This is a genomic window from Streptomyces liliiviolaceus, assembly GCF_018070025.1.
Classification (GTDB): domain Bacteria; phylum Actinomycetota; class Actinomycetes; order Streptomycetales; family Streptomycetaceae; genus Streptomyces; species Streptomyces liliiviolaceus.
In genome coordinates this window covers 2,587,583-2,604,483 of sequence record NZ_JAGPYQ010000001.1, presented here as the reverse complement: position 1 = coordinate 2,604,483, position 16,901 = coordinate 2,587,583, and the positions used below count along the sequence as shown (strand labels likewise).

Genomic DNA, 16,901 nt, shown 5'->3' with positions numbered 1-16,901 from the left:
CGGGCAGGATCCTTGCGATTACCCGCGCTTTACCCCAGGATCAACGGGTGCACGACGACCTTGTTGATCACCTGACGCGTTCCTCGCCCCTCAGCCGGGGCGAGGCACTGCGGGTGATCCAGGACGTGCTCGCCTACTTCGACGAGACGACGGAGGACTACGTCCGTCGCCGCCACCGGGAGCTCCAGGCGCAGGGCCTGGTCAACTCGGCGATCTTCGAACGGATCACGGCGGACCTCGAATACCGCGCGGTCGCGCCGCCCGAGCTCTCGCTCCGGCAGGTGCGCCGCATCGTCTACGGCTAGGAACTTCTCTGTATGTGCGGAATCGTGGGATACATCGGCCGGCGCGACGTGGCGCCGCTCCTCCTGGAGGGCCTGCAGCGCCTGGAGTACCGCGGCTACGACTCGGCCGGTCTCGTCGTGACGTCACCGAAGACGGCCGGTCTGAAGATGGTCAAGGCCAAGGGCCGCGTACGTGACCTGGAGGCCCGCGTCCCCAAGCGCTTCGCCGGCACCACGGGCATCGCCCACACCCGCTGGGCCACCCACGGCGCCCCCTCCGACGAGAACGCGCACCCGCACATGTCGGCCGACAACAAGGTCGCGGTCGTCCACAACGGCATCATCGACAACGCCTCCGACCTGCGCAAGAAGCTGGAGGCGGAGGGCGTCGAGTTCCTCTCGGAGACCGACACCGAGGTCCTCACGCACCTCATCGCCCGCTCGCAGGCCGAGAAGCTGGAGGACAAGGTCCGCGAGACCCTCCGGCTGATCGAGGGCACGTACGGCATCGCCGTGATGCACGCCGACCACGCGGACCGCATCGTGGTCGCCCGCAACGGCTCCCCGGTCGTCCTCGGCATCGGCGAGAAGGAGATGTTCGTCGCCTCGGACATCGCCGCGCTGGTCACCCACACCCGCCAGATCGTCACGCTCGACGACGGCGAGATGGCCACGCTGAAGGCCGACGACTTCCGTACGTACACCACCGAGGGCACCCGTACGACGGCCGAGCCGACCACCGTCGAGTGGGAGGCCGCCTCCTACGACATGGGCGGCCACGACACGTACATGCACAAGGAGATCCACGAGCAGGCCGAGGCCGTGGACCGGGTACTGCGCGGCCGGATCGACGACCGGTTCTCGACCGTGCACCTGGGCGGGCTGAACCTGGACGCCCGCGAGGCGCGCAAGATCCGCCGCGTGAAGATCCTGGGCTGCGGCACCTCGTACCACGCGGGCATGATCGGCGCCCAGATGATAGAGGAACTGGCCCGTATCCCCGCGGACGCCGAGCCCGCATCCGAGTTCCGCTACCGCAACGCGGTCGTCGACCCCGACACGCTGTACGTGGCGGTGTCCCAGTCCGGCGAGACGTACGACGTGCTGGCCGCCGTGCAGGAGCTGAAGCGCAAGGGCGCCAGGGTCCTCGGCATCGTGAACGTGGTCGGTTCGGCCATCGCCCGCGAGGCGGACGGCGGCATGTACGTGCACGCCGGGCCCGAGGTCTGCGTGGTCTCCACCAAGTGCTTCACCAACACCACGGTCGCCTTCGCGCTGCTCGCCCTGCACCTGGGCCGCACCCGTGACCTGTCGGTCTCCGACGGCAAGCGGATCATCGAGGGCCTGCGCAAGCTGCCCGGCCAGATCACGGAGATCCTCGACCAGGAGGACGAGATCAAGAAGCTGGCCGAACAGTACGCCGAGGCCCGCTCGATGCTCTTCATCGGTCGCGTACGCGGCTATCCGGTGGCCCGTGAGGCCTCCCTGAAGCTGAAGGAGGTCTCGTACATCCACGCCGAGGCCTACCCCGCCTCGGAGCTGAAGCACGGCCCGCTCGCGCTGATCGAGCCCGCGCTGCCGACGGTCGCGATCGTCCCGAACGACGACCTGCTGGAGAAGAACCGCGCGGCCCTGGAGGAGATCAAGGCCCGCAGCGGCAAGATCCTCGCCGTGGCCCACGAGCACCAGGAGAAGGCCGACCAGACGATCCTCGTCCCGAAGAACGAGGACGAACTGGACCCGATCCTGATGGGCATCCCCCTCCAACTCCTCGCCTACCACACGGCCCTGGCCCTCGGCCGAGACATCGACAAGCCGAGGAACCTGGCAAAGTCGGTAACGGTGGAGTAGCCACCGGCGGCCCCCTAAGGGGCGCGGGGAACGGCGCAGTCTTTCGCCTTTGGGGGGCGCAGCCCCTTAGGGGCGCGGGGAACGGCGCGAGCAACCCCCACCGGCCCGCAGAGGCAGCTCAACAGAACGGACCCCCACGTGTCGCCACCAGACACGCGGGGGTCCGTTCACGCGCCGGGGCCGCCCAAAACCCCGGCTGGCTGCCCACCACCGGTAACCGTCACGCTCCGGCCGGCAGCACGTACACACTCACCGGCGCCGTACAACTACGGCAAACCTGCTGCCTATATGCCCTTCACAAGCACACAAACACATCTACGCATGAGTAGTTTTGCCGTGCCACGAAAGGCGGTTGCCACGCCCCGGGACGCATGTCACCTGGGGCGAAGCCGAGTTACGGACCGGGTTACGGAATGACGACCACGGGCCGCTGCGCCCGCTTGGCCAACCGCCCCGCGACCGACCCGAAGATGCGCCCGACGATCCCGTGGGTCGACCCCACCACGATCGCGTCGGCCTCGTACTCCCGCCCCACCTCTTCGAGTTCGTGGCAGATGTCGCCACCGCGCTCGACGAGGATCCACGGGACCTCGGCCAGATACTCCGCGCAGGCCAGCTCAAGACCGAGCACCTCGGTGCGGTGGTCCGGCACGTCGACGAAGACGGGGGGCTCGCAGCCGGCCCACACCGTGGTGGGCAGCCGGTTCGCGACGTGCACGATGATCAGGCCCGATCCGGAGCGGCTGGCCATGCCGATCGCGTACGCGAGGGCGCGCTCACTGGATGTCGAGCCGTCGAAGCCCACGACGACACCGTGCTTGAAGGCTGGGTCGCAGGACTGGCGTGTCTCTTCCGCCGCCAAGGGCTCGGCCGCCGTGTGATCGGCGACGGGGCGCTTGCGGTCCGCGGGTTCGAATTCGTGACCGGCCATGGGTGTCTCGGCGTTCGGATCCTCTTGGGTGGGCCGACAGGAGCTGCGGAGCTGTGTCCGGGAATCATCTTCCCAACCCCATACCCCCAAGGGTACGGCGGCACGCCTCCTCTGCCCAGATCCCGCTCTCGCCGCGGGAGGGTTCCCCGGAGCATGCCCGAGAGAATGCCTATAACGCAACGGTTGCTGCCCCGTACAGCCGTTTTACACAGCACACCCTCAGCCGCCCCTCCCCCCGAGGCAAGGGCGCAGCCCCGCCCGTCAGGGGCGCGGGGAACTGCGCGACCAGCCCCCACCGGACCCGCACCCGACGGGACGCACCCCGTGACCGCCCGCTCGAACAAGCGTTGAACCCAGGTACCCCACACCCCCCAGGGAGGAGCCCACCGTGCCCGGCCACCACACGACCGCCCCCCACCCTCCCGCCGGCAAAGGCAGGGGCACCGCACAGGACACCGCCACGGACGTGGTCCGCTGGGCGGCCTTCAGCTGCGTCCTGGTCCCGGTCGTCCTCGTCGGGTACGGGACCTCGTCGGCGGGCGCGGCCGGCACGGCCCTCGGCCTCGCCGCGGTGACGGGCGCCTGCCGGGTGCTGCTGCGCCGATCCGAGCGCGGCGCGGCGCAACTGCACGCGGCGGAACGGACACCGCATCATGTGCGGCAGGGCGGGGCAGACGACGGTGAGCGCCACGGCAACCACCGCGGAGGCCGGCAGCATGCCGGTGGAAATACGCCGGTTGACTGACCGGTTTGTGCGCACGCGCCCGCTGCTTTTCAGCCAACTTCCATGCCAGGCGTACCCCTTGGCCGAACCACCCCCCAACCCCCGTTCGACCTGCACCGAAAGGGTCCCGTAGGGTGCCCGCACCCTACGGGGACCGGCCACGGGGACGAGGCGCACTTCCCTGTGCGGCCCACGAGTGCAACGCTTCGTGATCGAATGCTTCACGCCAAGTTGCCATGTCGACAATCTGCCGAGTGCTGAACTGGCCACCTCGGCACCACACGACACAGTAGATTCGATCTTGACGTCTTACGGCGGGGGACTCGTGCAGGACCGAGGGGAAACGTGCAGGAGCGACACAACCGAGGAGCCGCGACCACCGAGGGGGGCTTAGCAGGATGAGCCACGACTCCACTGCCGCGCCGGAAGCCGCAGTCCGGAAACTATCCGGGCGACGCCGCAAGGAGATCGTCGCGGTGCTGCTGTTCAGCGGCGGCCCCATCTTCGAGAGTTCCATACCGCTGTCGGTGTTCGGCATCGACCGCCAGGACGCCGGCGTGCCGCGGTATCGACTACTGGTGTGCGCCGGTGAGGAAGGCCCGCTGCGGACCACAGGTGGCCTGGAACTCACCGCGCCCAACGGGCTGGAGGCGATCTCCCGCGCGGGCACCGTTGTCGTGCCCGCCTGGCGGTCGATCACCTCACCGCCACCGGAGGAGGCGCTCGACGCGCTGCGCCGGGCACACGAGGAGGGCGCCCGCATAGTCGGGCTGTGCACCGGCGCCTTCGTGCTCGCCGCGGCCGGACTGCTGGACGGCCGTCCCGCGACCACACACTGGATGTACGCACCGACGCTGGCCAAGCGCTATCCGTCGGTGCATGTCGATCCCCGCGAGCTGTTCGTGGACGACGGCGACGTGCTGACGTCGGCGGGCACCGCGGCGGGGATCGATCTGTGTCTGCACATAGTGCGGACGGACCACGGGAACGAGGCGGCCGGGGCACTGGCCCGCCGTCTGGTGGTCCCGCCCCGGCGCAGCGGCGGCCAGGAGCGCTATCTCGATCGATCTTTACCTGAGGAGATCGGCGCCGACCCCCTCGCGGAGGTCGTCGCCTGGGCACTGGAGCACCTCCACGAACAGTTCGACGTGGAGACGCTGGCGGCACGCGCGTACATGAGCAGGCGTACGTTCGACCGCCGGTTCCGCTCGCTCACCGGGAGCGCTCCCCTGCAGTGGCTGATCACGCAGCGGGTGCTCCAGGCGCAGCGGCTCCTGGAGACGTCCGACTACTCGGTGGACGAGGTCGCGGGCCGCTGCGGCTTCCGTTCGCCGGTGGCGCTGCGCGGGCACTTCCGCCGCCAGCTCGGCTCCTCCCCAGCGGCGTACCGCGCCGCGTACCGGGCGCGCCGCCCGCAGGGTGAGAAGCAGAGCGACCCGGACGGTTCGCCGCCACCGGCGCCGCCGGTGCTCCAGCAGGAGTCGCCCGTGCCGTTCCAGACCCGTCGCACGGCGGCCGCCCACGCGGTCGGCGCGGCCGCCTCGTCGCTCTCCGCGGACGCGGGCCGCCCGGGCGCGGAGCTGTACGCGGCCGGACGGCACAGCCTGCCGGGCCAGCGGAGCGCGCCCTAGCTCCCGCGGTGACGTCGTAAGCCGGCCCCGGACCCCTCACGGTCCGGGGCCGGCGCCGTTCGCGGCCCCCGGCCCCGCCGCCTCACCGCCCCGCCGGTCACGACTGCCGAGGTCCCGGGCCTGCCCGGGCGGGTGAGCGGGCCGTAGGGTGAGCCCATGAACGATCGCATGGTGTGGATCGACTGCGAGATGACCGGTCTCTCGCTGTCGGAGGACGCGCTCATCGAGGTGGCCGCGCTGGTGACCGACTCGGAGCTGAACGTGCTCGGCGAGGGGGTGGACATCGTGATCCGTCCGCCGGACGCCGCGCTGGAGACGATGCCGGAGGTGGTGCGCACCATGCACACGTCCTCCGGTCTCCTCGACGAGCTGGCCGCGGGCACGACCCTGGCCGCCGCGGAGGAGGAGGTCCTCTCCTACATCCGTGAGCACGTCAAGGAACCGGGCAAGGCCCCGCTGTGCGGGAACTCGGTGGGCACGGACCGCGGCTTCCTGCTGCGGGACATGGCGACCCTGGAGGCGTACCTCCACTACCGGATCGTGGACGTCTCCTCCGTGAAGGAGCTGGCCCGCCGCTGGTACCCCCGGGCGTACTTCAACAGTCCCGACAAGAACGGCAACCACCGGGCGCTGGCCGACATCCGCGAGTCGATCGCCGAGCTGCGCTACTACCGCGAGGCGATCTTCGTCCCGCAGCCCGGACCGGACTCGGACACGGCCCGTTCCATCGCCGCGAAGCACGTCCTGCCCGCGCAGTAGCCCCCGCCGAAAAGGCGGGAGCGAGCACCCCTTCGGACCCTGTACACTTTTTCTCGGCCGGTCGGTGAACCACTTCAGGTGAACCAAGCGCAGGATCGCCGGTCATGGTGGGTGTAGCTCAGCTGGTAGAGCACCTGGTTGTGGTCCAGGATGCCGCGGGTTCAAGTCCCGTCACTCACCCTGATGAGCAGAGGGCCGGACCGCGAAAGCGGTCCGGCCCTCTGCTGCTTTTCCCCCACGAGGGGTCACGGCCGTCCCCCGTGCGGGGTCACGACGAATGCCGTGCCACCAGCTCCGTGGGAAGCACCAGCTGCCGTCGCTCCAGGCCCCGGGAGACCGCCGGGCGGCGGTCCGCGATCTCGTCCATCAGCAGGCCGAGCATCGCGCGGCCCATGTCCTCGATCGGCTGGCGCACACTCGTCAGGGGCGGGTCCATGTGGCGGGCGATCGCCGAGTCGTCGTAGCCGACGAGGGCCACGTCGTCGGGTATGCGGCGCCCCACCTCGCGCAGGACCTGCCGGGCGCCGGCCGCCATCACGTCGGAACCGGCGAAGACCGCGTCCAGGGTCGGGCAGACGGCGAGCAGTTCCGTCATCGCGCGACGGCCGCCCTCCTCGGTGAAGTCCCCCGGCACGATGAGGCGTTCGTCGACCTCGTGGCCCGCGTCGCGCAGCGCGGCACGGTAGCCGTCGACGCGGCGCTGGGCACCGAACACGTCGAGGCGTCCGGCCAGGTGGGCTATGGTGCGGCGGCCCTGGGCCAACAGGTGCTCGACGGCGAACCGGCCGCCGCCGAAGTTGTCCGAGTCCACGGACGGCAGCGGCTCGTCCGCCGACCTGCGACCGCTGATCACGGCCGGGATCTCCAGCTGGGCCAGCAGGTCGGGCAGCGGGTCGTCCGCGTGGACCGAGACCAGCAGGACCCCGTCCACCCGGTGCGCCGCCAGGTACTGGGCCAGCCGGGCCCGCTCCCGGTCGCTGCCCGCGAAGATCAGCAGCAGCTGCATCTCGGTGTCGGAGAGCGCCGCGCCCACACCCCGCAGCATGTCGGAGAAGTACGGCTCGGCGAAGAAGCGGGTCTCGGGCTCGGGGACGACCAGGGCGATCGCGTCGGTGCGGTTGGCGGCGAGGGCCCGGGCCGCGGTGTTCGGCACGTATCCCAGTTCCGCGACCGCCGCCTCCACGGCCGCCCGGGTGGCGTCGCTGACGCGCGGCGAGCCGTTGATCACGCGGGAGACCGTGCCGCGGCCCACCCCGGCGCGCGCGGCGACCTCTTCGAGGGTCGGCCTCCCGCCGCTCCGGCTCCGCGCTCCGTGGACTGCCATGGTCCGCCTCCCGTCCGACACGGTTGACACCGCGCTTGGCCTGGAATCTAACAGCCGTGATCGGGGCCGGGCCCGCGGAGACCATGCCTCCACTTTCCGGACGCCCTCCCCCGGCATCCCCGGGACCACTCCGAAGCCGATCCGGAGCCTTCCCGAAGCCGTCCCGCAACCGTCGGAGACCTACTCTCGCCGTCTCCGTCGGCGTTAGCTAACAGCCCGATAACTGAAGACACGTCTCTGCGTCCTCTCCCTTGACACCCCCGCGCCGAGCGACGAACCTTCAACACATCACCTGTGGGAGCGCTCCCACAGTACCTGACACATACACATCCCGCACGTTCCCCGCCCGAGCCGCAGCATGAACTAACGGGCCCAACAACGCAGTTGGCCGGGGGGTCGGCACGTCAGGCAACAGGAGGACGCAATGCGCACGAGTACCCGCGGGTCCCGCAGGCTGATGGCCCTCGCGGCCGTGGCCGCGCTGACGACGGGGCTGCTCGCCGGCTGCGCCGAGGACTCGGACGACGGGTCGTCGGACTCGGACGGCGGCAGCGGCGGTGGCAAGACCACGCTGACCATCGGCACTTTCGGGGTCTTCGGCTACAAGCAGGCCGGCCTCTACGACGAGTACATGAAGCAGAACCCCGACATCACGATCAAGGAGAACGTCACCACTCGTACGGACGTGTACTGGCCCAAGACGCTCACCCGTCTGCAGGCCGGTTCCGGTACCGACGACATCCAGGCGATCGAGGTCGGCAACGTCGCCGAGGCCGTCCAGACGCAGGGCGACAAGTTCGTCGACCTCGGCAAGGACGTCGACAAGTCCCAGTGGCTGGACTGGAAGACGGCCCAGGCCACCACCAAGGACGGCAAGACCATCGGGCTCGGCACCGACATCGGCCCGATGGCGGTCTGCTACCGCAAGGACCTCTTCAAGGCGGCGGGCCTGGAGACGGACCGTGTCAAGCTCGCCGAGCAGTGGAAGGGCGACTGGTCGAAGTACGTCGACGTCGGCAAGGACTACATGAAGAAGGCGCCCAAGGGCACCAAGTTCGTGGACTCCGCCGCCTCGGTCTACAACGCGGCGCTCGGTGGCGAGAGCGAGCGGTACTACGACAAGGACGGCAACGTCATCTGGGACAAGTCCGCCGGGGTCGAGAAGGCCTGGGACGCCTCGATGGAGGTGGCCACCAGCAACATGTCGGCGAAGCTGAAGCAGTTCGACAAGCCGTGGGACCAGGCCTTCGCCAACGGCGGCTTCGCGACGGTGGCCTGCCCCGCGTGGATGCTGGGCTACATCCAGGAGAAGTCCGGTGACGCCGGCAAGGGCAAGTGGGACGTGGCGGCGGCGCCCACCGCGGCCAACTGGGGCGGCTCGTTCATCGGTGTGCCCACGGCGGGCAAGCACCAGAAGGAGGCCATCAAGCTGGCGAAGTGGCTGACCGCCCCCGAGCAGCAGGCGAAGGTCTTCGGCAAGCAGGCGAGCTTCCCGTCCACCCCGTCGGCGTACGCGAGCCTGAAGCCGCAGGCCGCCACCACGACGTTCTTCTCGGACGCGCCGATCACGCAGATCTTCTCCGACTCGGCGAAGACCATCCCGACGCAGATCTTCGGCGTCAAGGACCAGCCGATCAACACCGCCATCTCCGACATCGGCATCCTCCAGGTCGAGCAGAAGGGCAAGACGCCCGACCAGGGCTGGGACGCGGCCACCAAGGAGATCAAGGACGTGCTCGGCCAGTGACCAGCTCCAAGCAGGCTCTCGCGCGAACCGCGCCGAGCGCCGACGCCGCGCCCGGCTCCCAGCCGGGCGCGGCGCGCCGTGCTCACGGTCGCGGTACACCGCCCCCGGGCCCCGGCTCGTGGCGCAGCCGGCTGTACCGCTGGGACATGAAGGCGTCGCCGTACGCGTTCGTCGCCCCCTTCTTCATCTTCTTCGGTGCCTTCGGGCTCATCCCGCTGCTGTACACGGCCTGGTACTCGCTGCACAACGTGCAGCTGTCCAACCTGGACCAGCAGACCTGGGTCGGCCTGGACAACTACAAGAACCTGATGTCCTCGGACTTCTTCTGGGGAGCGCTGCAGAACACCTTCACCATCGGTGTGATCTCGACCGTGCCGCAGCTGCTCATGGCGATCGGCATCGCGCATCTGCTGAACTACAAGCTGCGGGGCTCGACCCTGTGGCGGGTCGTGATGCTCACCCCGTACGCCACCTCGGTGGCGGCCGCGACCCTGGTGTTCGTCCTGCTCTACTCGTGGGACGGCGGCATGATCAACTGGCTGCTGCACTTCGTCGGGGTGGACGCGATCAACTGGCGTGAGTCCACCTGGGGTTCGCAGTTCGCCGTCTCCTCGATCGTGATCTGGCGGTGGACCGGCTACAACGCGCTGATCTACCTCGCCGCGATGCAGGCGATCCCCTCCGACCTGTACGAGTCGGCGGCCCTGGACGGCGCGGGACGCTGGCAGCAGTTCCGCCATGTGACGATCCCGATGCTGCGGCCCACCATCCTGTTCACCGTGGTCGTCTCCACGATCGGCGCGACGCAGCTGTTCGGCGAACCGCTCCTGTTCGGCGGGGTCAGCGGTTCCAAGGGCGGCTCCGAGCACCAGTACCAGACGCTCGGCCTGTACATGTACGACCAGGGCTGGATCATCGGCAACCTCGGCAAGGCGTCCGCGATCGCCTGGACGATGTTCCTGATCCTGCTGATCGTCGCCGCGATCAACCTGCTGATCACCCGACGGCTGAGGAAGACCCAATGACCACTAGCGAACTGACGCCCCCTCAGGCGCCGATGGACGCGGCCGAGAGGGCCGCCCGGGACGGCTCCGGGCGCCGCCGGCTGATGGGCGCGGGCAAACAGATGCACGCGGGTCCCGTCACCTACGTCGTCCTGGCGGTCTTCGCGCTCGTCTCGCTGGCGCCGCTGCTGTGGACCGTGGTCGCGGCCTCGCGCACCAACCAGCGGCTCGCCGAGACTCCGCCGCCGCTGTGGATCGGCGGGAACCTCTTCAAGAACCTGCAGAGCGCGTGGGAGGAGGGGGGCCTGGGCACCGCGATGGTCAACAGCACGATCGTCGCCGGAACCATCACCGTCGGTACGGTCCTGTTCTCCACGCTCGCCGGCTTCGCCTTCGCCAAACTGCGGTTCAAGTTCTCGAACGTCCTGCTGCTGCTGACCATCGGCACGATGATGATCCCGCCGCAGCTGGCGGTCGTACCGCTGTATCTGTGGATGAGCGAACTGGGCTGGTCCAACCAGCTGCAGACGGTCATCCTGCCGACCCTGGTCAGCGCCTTCGGTACGTTCTTCATGCGGCAGTACCTGATCCAGGCGCTGCCCAGTGAGCTGATCGAGGCGGCGCGGGTCGACGGCGCGAGCAGTCTGCGCATCGTGTGGCACGTCGTCTTCCCGGCGGCGCGGCCGGCGATGGCCGTGCTCGGACTGCTGACGTTCGTGATGGCCTGGAACGACTTCCTGTGGCCGATCATCGCGCTCAACCAGCAGAACCCCACCGTGCAGGTCGCCCTCAACTCGCTCGGCACGGGCTATGTGCCCGACCAGGCGGTGATCATGGCGGGCGCGCTGCTCGGCACCCTGCCGCTGCTCATCGCCTTCCTGCTGTTCGGCAAGCAGATCGTGGGCGGCATCATGCAGGGCGCGATCAAGGGCTGACCCGCCACGCGCCCGACCACACCCGCGCACGCCACCCGCACCCGCACGCACGCCCGACGGGGGCCGAGCCGCCGCCTCGCCCCCGTCCCGCACCCCGTACGCCCGGTACCCCGTGACCCTCCGGTACCTCACACGCCTGGTCTCATCCCCCTGGTCTCCAACGACCTTCCTCCCATGGGAGCGCTTCCATGCCCGAGCCCGAAACGCCCGTGACCTTCCCGCCCGCCTTCCTCTGGGGCTCCGCGACCTCCGCGTACCAGATCGAGGGGGCGGTGCGGGAGGACGGACGTACGCCCTCGATCTGGGACACCTTCAGCCATACGCCCGGCAAGACGGCGGGCGGCGAGAACGGCGACATCGCCAACGACCACTACCACCGCTACCGCGACGACGTGGCGATGATGGCGGACCTCGGCCTGACCGCGTACCGCTTCTCGGTGTCCTGGTCCCGGGTGCAGCCGACGGGCCGCGGGCCCGCCGTGCAGCGCGGCCTCGACTTCTACCGGCGCCTGGTCGACGAGCTGCTCTCGCACGGCATCAAGCCCGCGATCACCCTCTACCACTGGGACCTCCCCCAGGAGCTGGAGGACGCGGGCGGCTGGCCCGAGCGCGACACCGCGCTGCGCTTCGCCGAGTACGCGCAGATCGTCGGTGAGGCGCTCGGGGACAGCGTCGAGCAGTGGATCACGCTCAACGAGCCCTGGTGCAGCGCGTTCCTCGGGTACGCGTCCGGTGTGCACGCCCCCGGCCGCACCGACCACGAGGCCTCCCTGCGGGCGGCGCACCACCTCAACCTGGCGCACGGTCTGGGCACCAAGGCCCTGCGCACCGCGATGCCCGCCCGCAACTCCATCGCGGTGAGCCTCAACTCCTCGGTGGTCAGGCCGCTCACCCAGGACCCCGCCGATCTGGCGGCTGTCCAGCGGATCGACGACCTGGCCAACGGCGTCTTCCACGGCCCGATGCTGCACGGCGCGTACCCGGAGACCCTGCTCGCGGCGACGGCCTCGGTGACGGACTGGTCGTACGTGCGCGACGGCGATCTCGCCCTGATCAAGCAGCCGTTGGACGCGCTCGGCCTGAACTACTACACGCCGACGCTGGTGTCGGCCGCCCCGGCGGACGCGTCGGGACCGCGCGCGGACGGCCACGGGGCCAGCTCCTCCTCCCCCTGGCCGGGCGCGGACGACGTGGCCTTCCACCAGACGCCCGGTGAGCGCACCGAGATGGGCTGGACGATCGACCCGTCGGGCCTCCAGGACCTGATCATGCGTTACACCCGGGAGGTGCCGGGCCTGCCGCTGTACATCACGGAGAACGGCGCCGCCTACGACGACAAGCCGGACCCGGACGGCCGCGTCCACGACCCGGAGCGCATCGCCTACCTGCACGGACACCTACGCGCGGTCCGCCGCGCGATCGCCGAGGGCGCGGACGTACGCGGCTACTACCTGTGGTCCCTGATGGACAACTTCGAGTGGGCGTACGGCTACGGCAAGCGCTTCGGCGCCGTGTACGTGGACTACGCGACCCAGGCGCGCACCCCGAAGTCGAGCGCCCTGTGGTACCGCGAGGCGGCCCGCACCGGCGAGCTGCCGCCGGTGAGCCCGGCCGAATGACCGGCTAGACGCCCCTCCTGGGGGAAGCGGGCGGGGGCGGGGCGCGGCACACGGTGAGGGGAGTGCCGCGCCCCGCGTACGCGTGCACGCGCGCCCCGGCCGGGTGGGGGGAAGGCCGGCCGGGGCGCGCGACCCCCGCGCGGGCATGACCTCCTGCGGGGGCGTCCGGGGGTACCGCTCAAGTGGTTTCTGCGGGCGGTTACTTGTAGGCGGCGAAGGCCTTCGAGAAGGCGTTCGCGTCCTGGAGGATCGAGCTGCAGGTGGCGTCGGCGGTGGGCTTGGTGCCGCCCTCGCACTGCTTGTCGCGGGTGGCGGACCACAGGGAGAGCCAGCCGAGCCCCTTCGACTCGGCGAAGGCCACGAGCTGGGTGGCGTCCTCGACCTTGAAGACCTCCGACGCGACGTCGTTGACGCCGATCATCGGGGTGACGGCGACCGCCTTCCAGGCGGCGGAGTCGGAGAGCCCGAGGACCCCCTTGATCTGCGCCTGGGTCGCGGTGGCGGCCTGCTCGGCGTAGGTGCCCATGTCGTCGCTGTAGGCCGGTCCGTAGTCCATCGCCATGATGTTGACCGTGTCGATGCCGACGCCGTTCGCCTTGGCGTCGGCGAGCAGGCTCACGCCGTCCTGGGTGAGGCCCTCCGGCATGACGGGCAGGGTGAACGAGACGTCCAGGTCCGGGTGCTGGGCCTGCAGCTTCGCGATCGCCTGCGCCCGGCGGGTGTTGGCCGCGGTGTTCGGCAGCGCGCCGCCCTCCACGTCGAAGTCGACCTTCGTCAGGTCGTACGCGTCCACGGCCTTGCCGTACGCCGCCGCGAGGGCGTCCGCCGACGAGCAGTTCAGCGCCAGCTCGGAGCCGGACGCGCCGCCGAACGAGACGCGGACGTCACCGCCCTTGTCCCGGAGCGCGCCGATCTGCGCGGCGACCGCGTCACCGCCGAGGTCCGTCACCCCGCCCCACTTGGGGGTGCAGCCCCCGCCGTCGGTGACGAACGCGAGGTTGTACTCCTTCACGCCGGTGGCCGCGGAGTGGGCGAGCAGGTCGAAGGCGGGGTAGAGCGAGGTGTCGACGTAGGGCGCGAAGCCGGCGCCGGCGGCCGTGCCGCCGCCGGTGGTCCCGGAGGGCGTGGGGGTGGCGGTCGGGCTCTTGGTCGCGGTGGCCGTGGCGGTCGGCGTGGCCGTCGGGGTCGCGGTGGCCTTCGTCGGTTCCGGCGACGGGGACGAGGTCTGCGTCGGGCGGCCGGTGGGCTCCGGTGTCGCGCCGTCGTCCACCGAGCACTTGGCGCCGTCCACGAGACAGCCGGTCGGGTCGCCGGAGCCGCGCACCACGAAGCCGACGGTCACCGACTCGCCCTTGGCGAGCCCGTCCTTGTCCCAGGACGGCGGCTTCACGGTGACGTGCCGGCCGCTCACCTTGGACTCGGCGTTCCACAGCGAGCTGAGCTCGGCGCCCGACGGCAGGTCGAACTCCAGCGTCCAGTCCGTCTTCGCACCGGCGCTGTCGTTGGCCACGACGTACTGAGCGGTGTAGCCCGTCGACCAGTCGCTGGTCTTCGTGTAGGCGGCGCCGACGCCCGCCGCCTGGGCCGTACCGGAGAACATGAGCGCTCCGCCGCCGACCACGGCCGCGGCGACCACGCCGCCTATCGCCTTGTTCCTGCCACTGGCCATGCGCCGGTGCGTGCTCATCGCGTGCCTGCCTTCGCCGAACGGGGCCCCGGATTTCCCGTGGACGGGACCGAGGGTGGGGGTGCGGCAGCACGCTAGCGAGCCGGAAACCGGCAAAACGCCCGATCCGGACGGGACGTGTGGTTCTTAGGGTGCGCTTAAGGAAGGGATCGGGGACGGTTAAAGGTCGAGACCAATCTGGGGGTCCGGCGCCGTCGCACCGAGCCCCGGTGGCCGCGCCGCTCGGGCTCGCGCCCGTCCAGCTGGATCCAGATCCTGACCTCGGTGCCGCCCAGCACGGACCGGCCGATCCGCACGTCCCCGCCCGTCGACTCCGCGAGCCGGCTCACGATGTCCAGGCCGAGTCCGGTCGAGCCGTCGGCGCCGGAGCCACGGCCACGGGCCATCGCGGCCTGCGGGTCGGCTATCCCCGGGCCCGCGTCCGAGACGAGGACGATCACCGCGTCCTCGCCGTTGTGCACGTCGACCGCGAAGGCCGTGCCCTCGGCGGTGTGCCGGAACACGTTCCCGAGGAGCGCGTCGAGCGCGGCGACGAGATCGGCGCGGGCCACGGGTATCCGTACGGGCCGGTCGACCCCGGCCACCCGCACCTTGCGGCCCTCGTCCTCGGCGAGCGCCGACCAGAAGTCCATGCGCTCCCGGACGACCTCGGCCGCGTCGCAGCCGACGCCGACACCGACCGCGGCGGTCTGCGGCTTGGCGTCCCGGGCCGTGCGGATGATCGTGTCGACCTCGCGCTCCAGCTGGGCGACGGCGGCCCTGGTCTGCTCGGCGGCGGGCCCGTCACCCAGCGAGGCGGCGTTGAGCCGCAGCACGGTGAGCGGTGTACGCAGCCGGTGCGAGAGGTCGGCCGCCAGCTCCCGCTCGTTGGCGAGCAGTTGGACGACCTGGTCGGCCATCGAGTTGAAGGCGACCGCCGCGAGCCGCAGTTCGGTCGGCCCCTCCTCGGGCACGCGTGCGCCCAGCTTCCCCTCCCCCAGCTCGTGCGCGCTCTCCACCAGGCGCTGTGCGGGCTGCACCATCCGCACGCCGAGCCGGTCGGCCACCGCGACCGAGCCGACGATCAGCGCGACCCCGACCCCGGCGAGGACGGCCCAGGCGGTGCCCAGGCCGTTGGTGACCTCCGCCTCGGGGACGTACACCTCGACGACCGCGATCGCGCCCGAGCTGAGCGCGACGGGCTGCAACAGCGTGGAGCCGCCGGGCACTTCGGTGGTGGAGGCCCGGCCCAGCCTCCGGGTCATGGCGATGTCCTTGTCGGCGGCGCGCTGCCGCCCGATGTCGACGGCCTGCGACTTTCCACCGGCACCATCGGTGTCAACGTTGGCACCGCTGTCACCACTGCCGCTGCCGCTGCCGCCGCCCGCGGGTATGTGCACGGCCATGCCCGCGTCCGACGCGGCCGAGGCGACGACCTTCTCCAACTCGGCCCGGTCGGTGGTGATCGAGAGCGCGGGGGCGACGGCCGCCGCCTCCCGCTCGGCGTTCGAGAACGCGCGGTCCCTCGCCATCTCCCTGATCACCAGGCCCAGCGGGACCGCGAAGGCCACCACGACCATCGTGGTGACGGCCACGCAGACCTTCACCAGCGCCCACCTCATCGCGCCGGCTCCGTGCCCGCCGGACCGCGCAGCCCGCCCTGGCCGGGCGGCTCCAGCTTCACGCCGACCCCGCGCAGAGTGTGCAGATAGCGCGGCCGGGCCGCCGTCTCGCCCAGCTTCCGCCGCAGCCACGACAGATGGACGTCGATCGTCTGGTCGTCCCCGTAGGACTGCTGCCACACCTCGGCCAGCAGCTCCTTGCGGGCCACGACGACACCGGGCCGCCCCGCGAGGAAGGCCAGCAGATCGAACTCGCGCCGGGTCAGATCCAGTCGTACGCCGTCCAGTTCGGCCTGGCGGCGCAGCGGGTCGATGGCGAGACCGCCGACCCTGAGCTGGGGCGAGGGCGGCGGCTCGGAGGCCGAGGACCGGGCCCGGCGCAGGACCGCCGCCATCCTCGCGGACAGGTGCTCGACCGAGAACGGCTTGGTCAGATAGTCGTCCGCGCCGTCGTTCAACAGCCGGACGATCTCCGTCTCGTCGTCCCGCGCGGTCGCCACGATCACGGGCACGTCGGTGATGCCGCGCAGCATCTTCAGCGCCTCCGACCCGTCCAGGTCGGGCAGGCCGAGATCCAGGATCACGACGTCGAAACGGAAATGGGCGACCTCGCGCAACGCCTCAAGGGCCGTGCCGACACTGCGCACCGTGTGCGCGGCCTCGGTCAGATGCCGGATGAGGGCGGAGCGTACGAACTGGTCGTCCTCGACCACGAGCACACTTGCCATGGGCCGCACCGTACGCCAATCCGGCGGACCGGGGCCTGGGCCTGTGGACAACTCCCAGGCCTGTGGACACACGCGA

14 protein-coding genes and 1 tRNA gene are annotated in these 16,901 nt (G+C 70.6%); 10 read left to right on the top strand and 5 right to left on the bottom strand.

Annotated elements, in window-relative coordinates; all coding sequences use genetic code 11:
- Nucleotides 1-47: 47 nt before the first annotated feature.
- Both J8N05_RS11485 and glmS read left to right on the top strand, forming a co-directional pair.
- Nucleotides 48-305 (top strand): hypothetical protein, encoded by a 258-nt coding sequence (locus J8N05_RS11485; RefSeq protein ID WP_210882371.1) that lies wholly within the window; start codon nt 48-50, stop codon nt 303-305.
- Between the two features lie 12 nt (nt 306-317).
- On the top strand, nt 318-2,135 hold the full coding sequence (glmS, locus tag J8N05_RS11480) for a glutamine--fructose-6-phosphate transaminase (isomerizing) (RefSeq protein ID WP_210882369.1): 1,818 nt from the start codon (nt 318-320) through the stop codon (nt 2,133-2,135).
- 406 nt (nt 2,136-2,541) lie between these two features.
- Here the strand turns inward: glmS and J8N05_RS11475 are convergent, their stop codons facing one another.
- Nucleotides 2,542-3,066, bottom strand: coding sequence for a universal stress protein (locus tag J8N05_RS11475; RefSeq protein WP_210882367.1), 525 nt, complete (start codon nt 3,064-3,066; stop codon nt 2,542-2,544).
- A 388-nt stretch (nt 3,067-3,454) separates the two neighbouring features.
- Here J8N05_RS11475 and J8N05_RS11470 point away from each other — a divergent pair, with 388 nt between their 5' ends.
- The 4 genes from J8N05_RS11470 to J8N05_RS11455 all read left to right on the top strand — a co-directional run bounded on the left by J8N05_RS11470 (nt 3,455) and on the right by J8N05_RS11455 (nt 6,360).
- A complete protein-coding gene (locus J8N05_RS11470; RefSeq protein ID WP_210882365.1) occupies nt 3,455-3,811 on the top strand; it encodes a hypothetical protein in 357 nt (118 codons plus the stop codon).
- Between the two features lie 377 nt (nt 3,812-4,188).
- Complete coding sequence (locus J8N05_RS11465) at nt 4,189-5,421, top strand: helix-turn-helix domain-containing protein (RefSeq protein WP_210882364.1); 1,233 nt, start codon at nt 4,189-4,191, stop codon at nt 5,419-5,421.
- 156 nt (nt 5,422-5,577) lie between these two features.
- Complete coding sequence (orn, locus tag J8N05_RS11460) at nt 5,578-6,180, top strand: oligoribonuclease (RefSeq protein ID WP_107016073.1); 603 nt, start codon at nt 5,578-5,580, stop codon at nt 6,178-6,180.
- A 107-nt stretch (nt 6,181-6,287) separates the two neighbouring features.
- Nucleotides 6,288-6,360 (top strand) — tRNA-His (locus J8N05_RS11455).
- An 88-nt stretch (nt 6,361-6,448) separates the two neighbouring features.
- Here J8N05_RS11455 and J8N05_RS11450 read toward each other — a convergent pair.
- Nucleotides 6,449-7,504, bottom strand: a complete 1,056-nt coding sequence (locus tag J8N05_RS11450; RefSeq protein WP_210882363.1) for a LacI family DNA-binding transcriptional regulator — start codon at nt 7,502-7,504, stop codon at nt 6,449-6,451.
- 424 nt (nt 7,505-7,928) lie between these two features.
- Between J8N05_RS11450 and J8N05_RS11445 the strand changes: the two genes are divergently transcribed.
- The 4 genes from J8N05_RS11445 (at nt 7,929) to J8N05_RS11430 (ending at nt 12,809) form a co-directional block, all read left to right on the top strand.
- The gene (locus tag J8N05_RS11445) at nt 7,929-9,251 is read left to right on the top strand and encodes an ABC transporter substrate-binding protein (protein WP_210882362.1); all 1,323 of its coding nucleotides are present in this window, start codon (nt 7,929-7,931) and stop codon (nt 9,249-9,251) included.
- A complete protein-coding gene (locus tag J8N05_RS11440) occupies nt 9,248-10,276 on the top strand; it encodes a carbohydrate ABC transporter permease (protein WP_210882361.1) in 1,029 nt (342 codons plus the stop codon). Before J8N05_RS11445 ends, J8N05_RS11440 begins: the two co-directional genes overlap by 4 nt.
- Nucleotides 10,273-11,190 (top strand): carbohydrate ABC transporter permease, encoded by a 918-nt coding sequence (locus J8N05_RS11435; protein ID WP_210882360.1) that lies wholly within the window; start codon nt 10,273-10,275, stop codon nt 11,188-11,190. Before J8N05_RS11440 ends, J8N05_RS11435 begins: the two co-directional genes overlap by 4 nt.
- Nucleotides 11,191-11,378: 188 nt before the next feature.
- Nucleotides 11,379-12,809, top strand: a complete 1,431-nt coding sequence (locus J8N05_RS11430; protein WP_210882359.1) for a GH1 family beta-glucosidase — start codon at nt 11,379-11,381, stop codon at nt 12,807-12,809.
- A gap of 199 nt (nt 12,810-13,008) precedes the next feature.
- On the opposite strand, the gene J8N05_RS11425 is transcribed toward J8N05_RS11430, so the two are convergent.
- From J8N05_RS11425 to J8N05_RS11415, 3 genes are all read right to left on the bottom strand, one after another.
- Nucleotides 13,009-14,496 carry a glycoside hydrolase family 18 protein gene (locus J8N05_RS11425; RefSeq protein ID WP_210882357.1) on the bottom strand — a complete coding sequence of 496 codons (1,488 nt, stop codon included), beginning with the start codon at nt 14,494-14,496 and terminating at the stop codon, nt 13,009-13,011.
- A gap of 137 nt (nt 14,497-14,633) precedes the next feature.
- Nucleotides 14,634-16,097, bottom strand: a complete 1,464-nt coding sequence (locus J8N05_RS11420; RefSeq protein WP_210882355.1) for a sensor histidine kinase — start codon at nt 16,095-16,097, stop codon at nt 14,634-14,636.
- Nucleotides 16,094-16,825, bottom strand: coding sequence for a response regulator transcription factor (locus J8N05_RS11415; protein ID WP_189775807.1), 732 nt, complete (start codon nt 16,823-16,825; stop codon nt 16,094-16,096). The genes J8N05_RS11420 and J8N05_RS11415 overlap by 4 nt, the downstream gene beginning before the upstream one ends.
- Between the last annotated feature and the right edge of the window lie 76 nt (nt 16,826-16,901).

Coding starts and splice junctions, on each gene's coding strand:
- glmS (WP_210882369.1), top strand. CDS start 318: ATGTGCGGAATCGTGGGATACATCGGCCGGCGCGACGTGGCGCCGCTC.
- J8N05_RS11475 (WP_210882367.1), bottom strand. CDS start 3,066: ATGGCCGGTCACGAATTCGAACCCGCGGACCGCAAGCGCCCCGTCGCC.
- J8N05_RS11465 (WP_210882364.1), top strand. CDS start 4,189: ATGAGCCACGACTCCACTGCCGCGCCGGAAGCCGCAGTCCGGAAACTA.
- orn (WP_107016073.1), top strand. CDS start 5,578: ATGAACGATCGCATGGTGTGGATCGACTGCGAGATGACCGGTCTCTCG.
- J8N05_RS11450 (WP_210882363.1), bottom strand. CDS start 7,504: ATGGCAGTCCACGGAGCGCGGAGCCGGAGCGGCGGGAGGCCGACCCTC.
- J8N05_RS11445 (WP_210882362.1), top strand. CDS start 7,929: ATGCGCACGAGTACCCGCGGGTCCCGCAGGCTGATGGCCCTCGCGGCC.
- J8N05_RS11435 (WP_210882360.1), top strand. CDS start 10,273: ATGACCACTAGCGAACTGACGCCCCCTCAGGCGCCGATGGACGCGGCC.
- J8N05_RS11430 (WP_210882359.1), top strand. CDS start 11,379: ATGCCCGAGCCCGAAACGCCCGTGACCTTCCCGCCCGCCTTCCTCTGG.
- J8N05_RS11425 (WP_210882357.1), bottom strand. CDS start 14,496: ATGAGCACGCACCGGCGCATGGCCAGTGGCAGGAACAAGGCGATAGGC.
- J8N05_RS11420 (WP_210882355.1), bottom strand. CDS start 16,097: ATGAGGTGGGCGCTGGTGAAGGTCTGCGTGGCCGTCACCACGATGGTC.
- J8N05_RS11415 (WP_189775807.1), bottom strand. CDS start 16,825: ATGGCAAGTGTGCTCGTGGTCGAGGACGACCAGTTCGTACGCTCCGCC.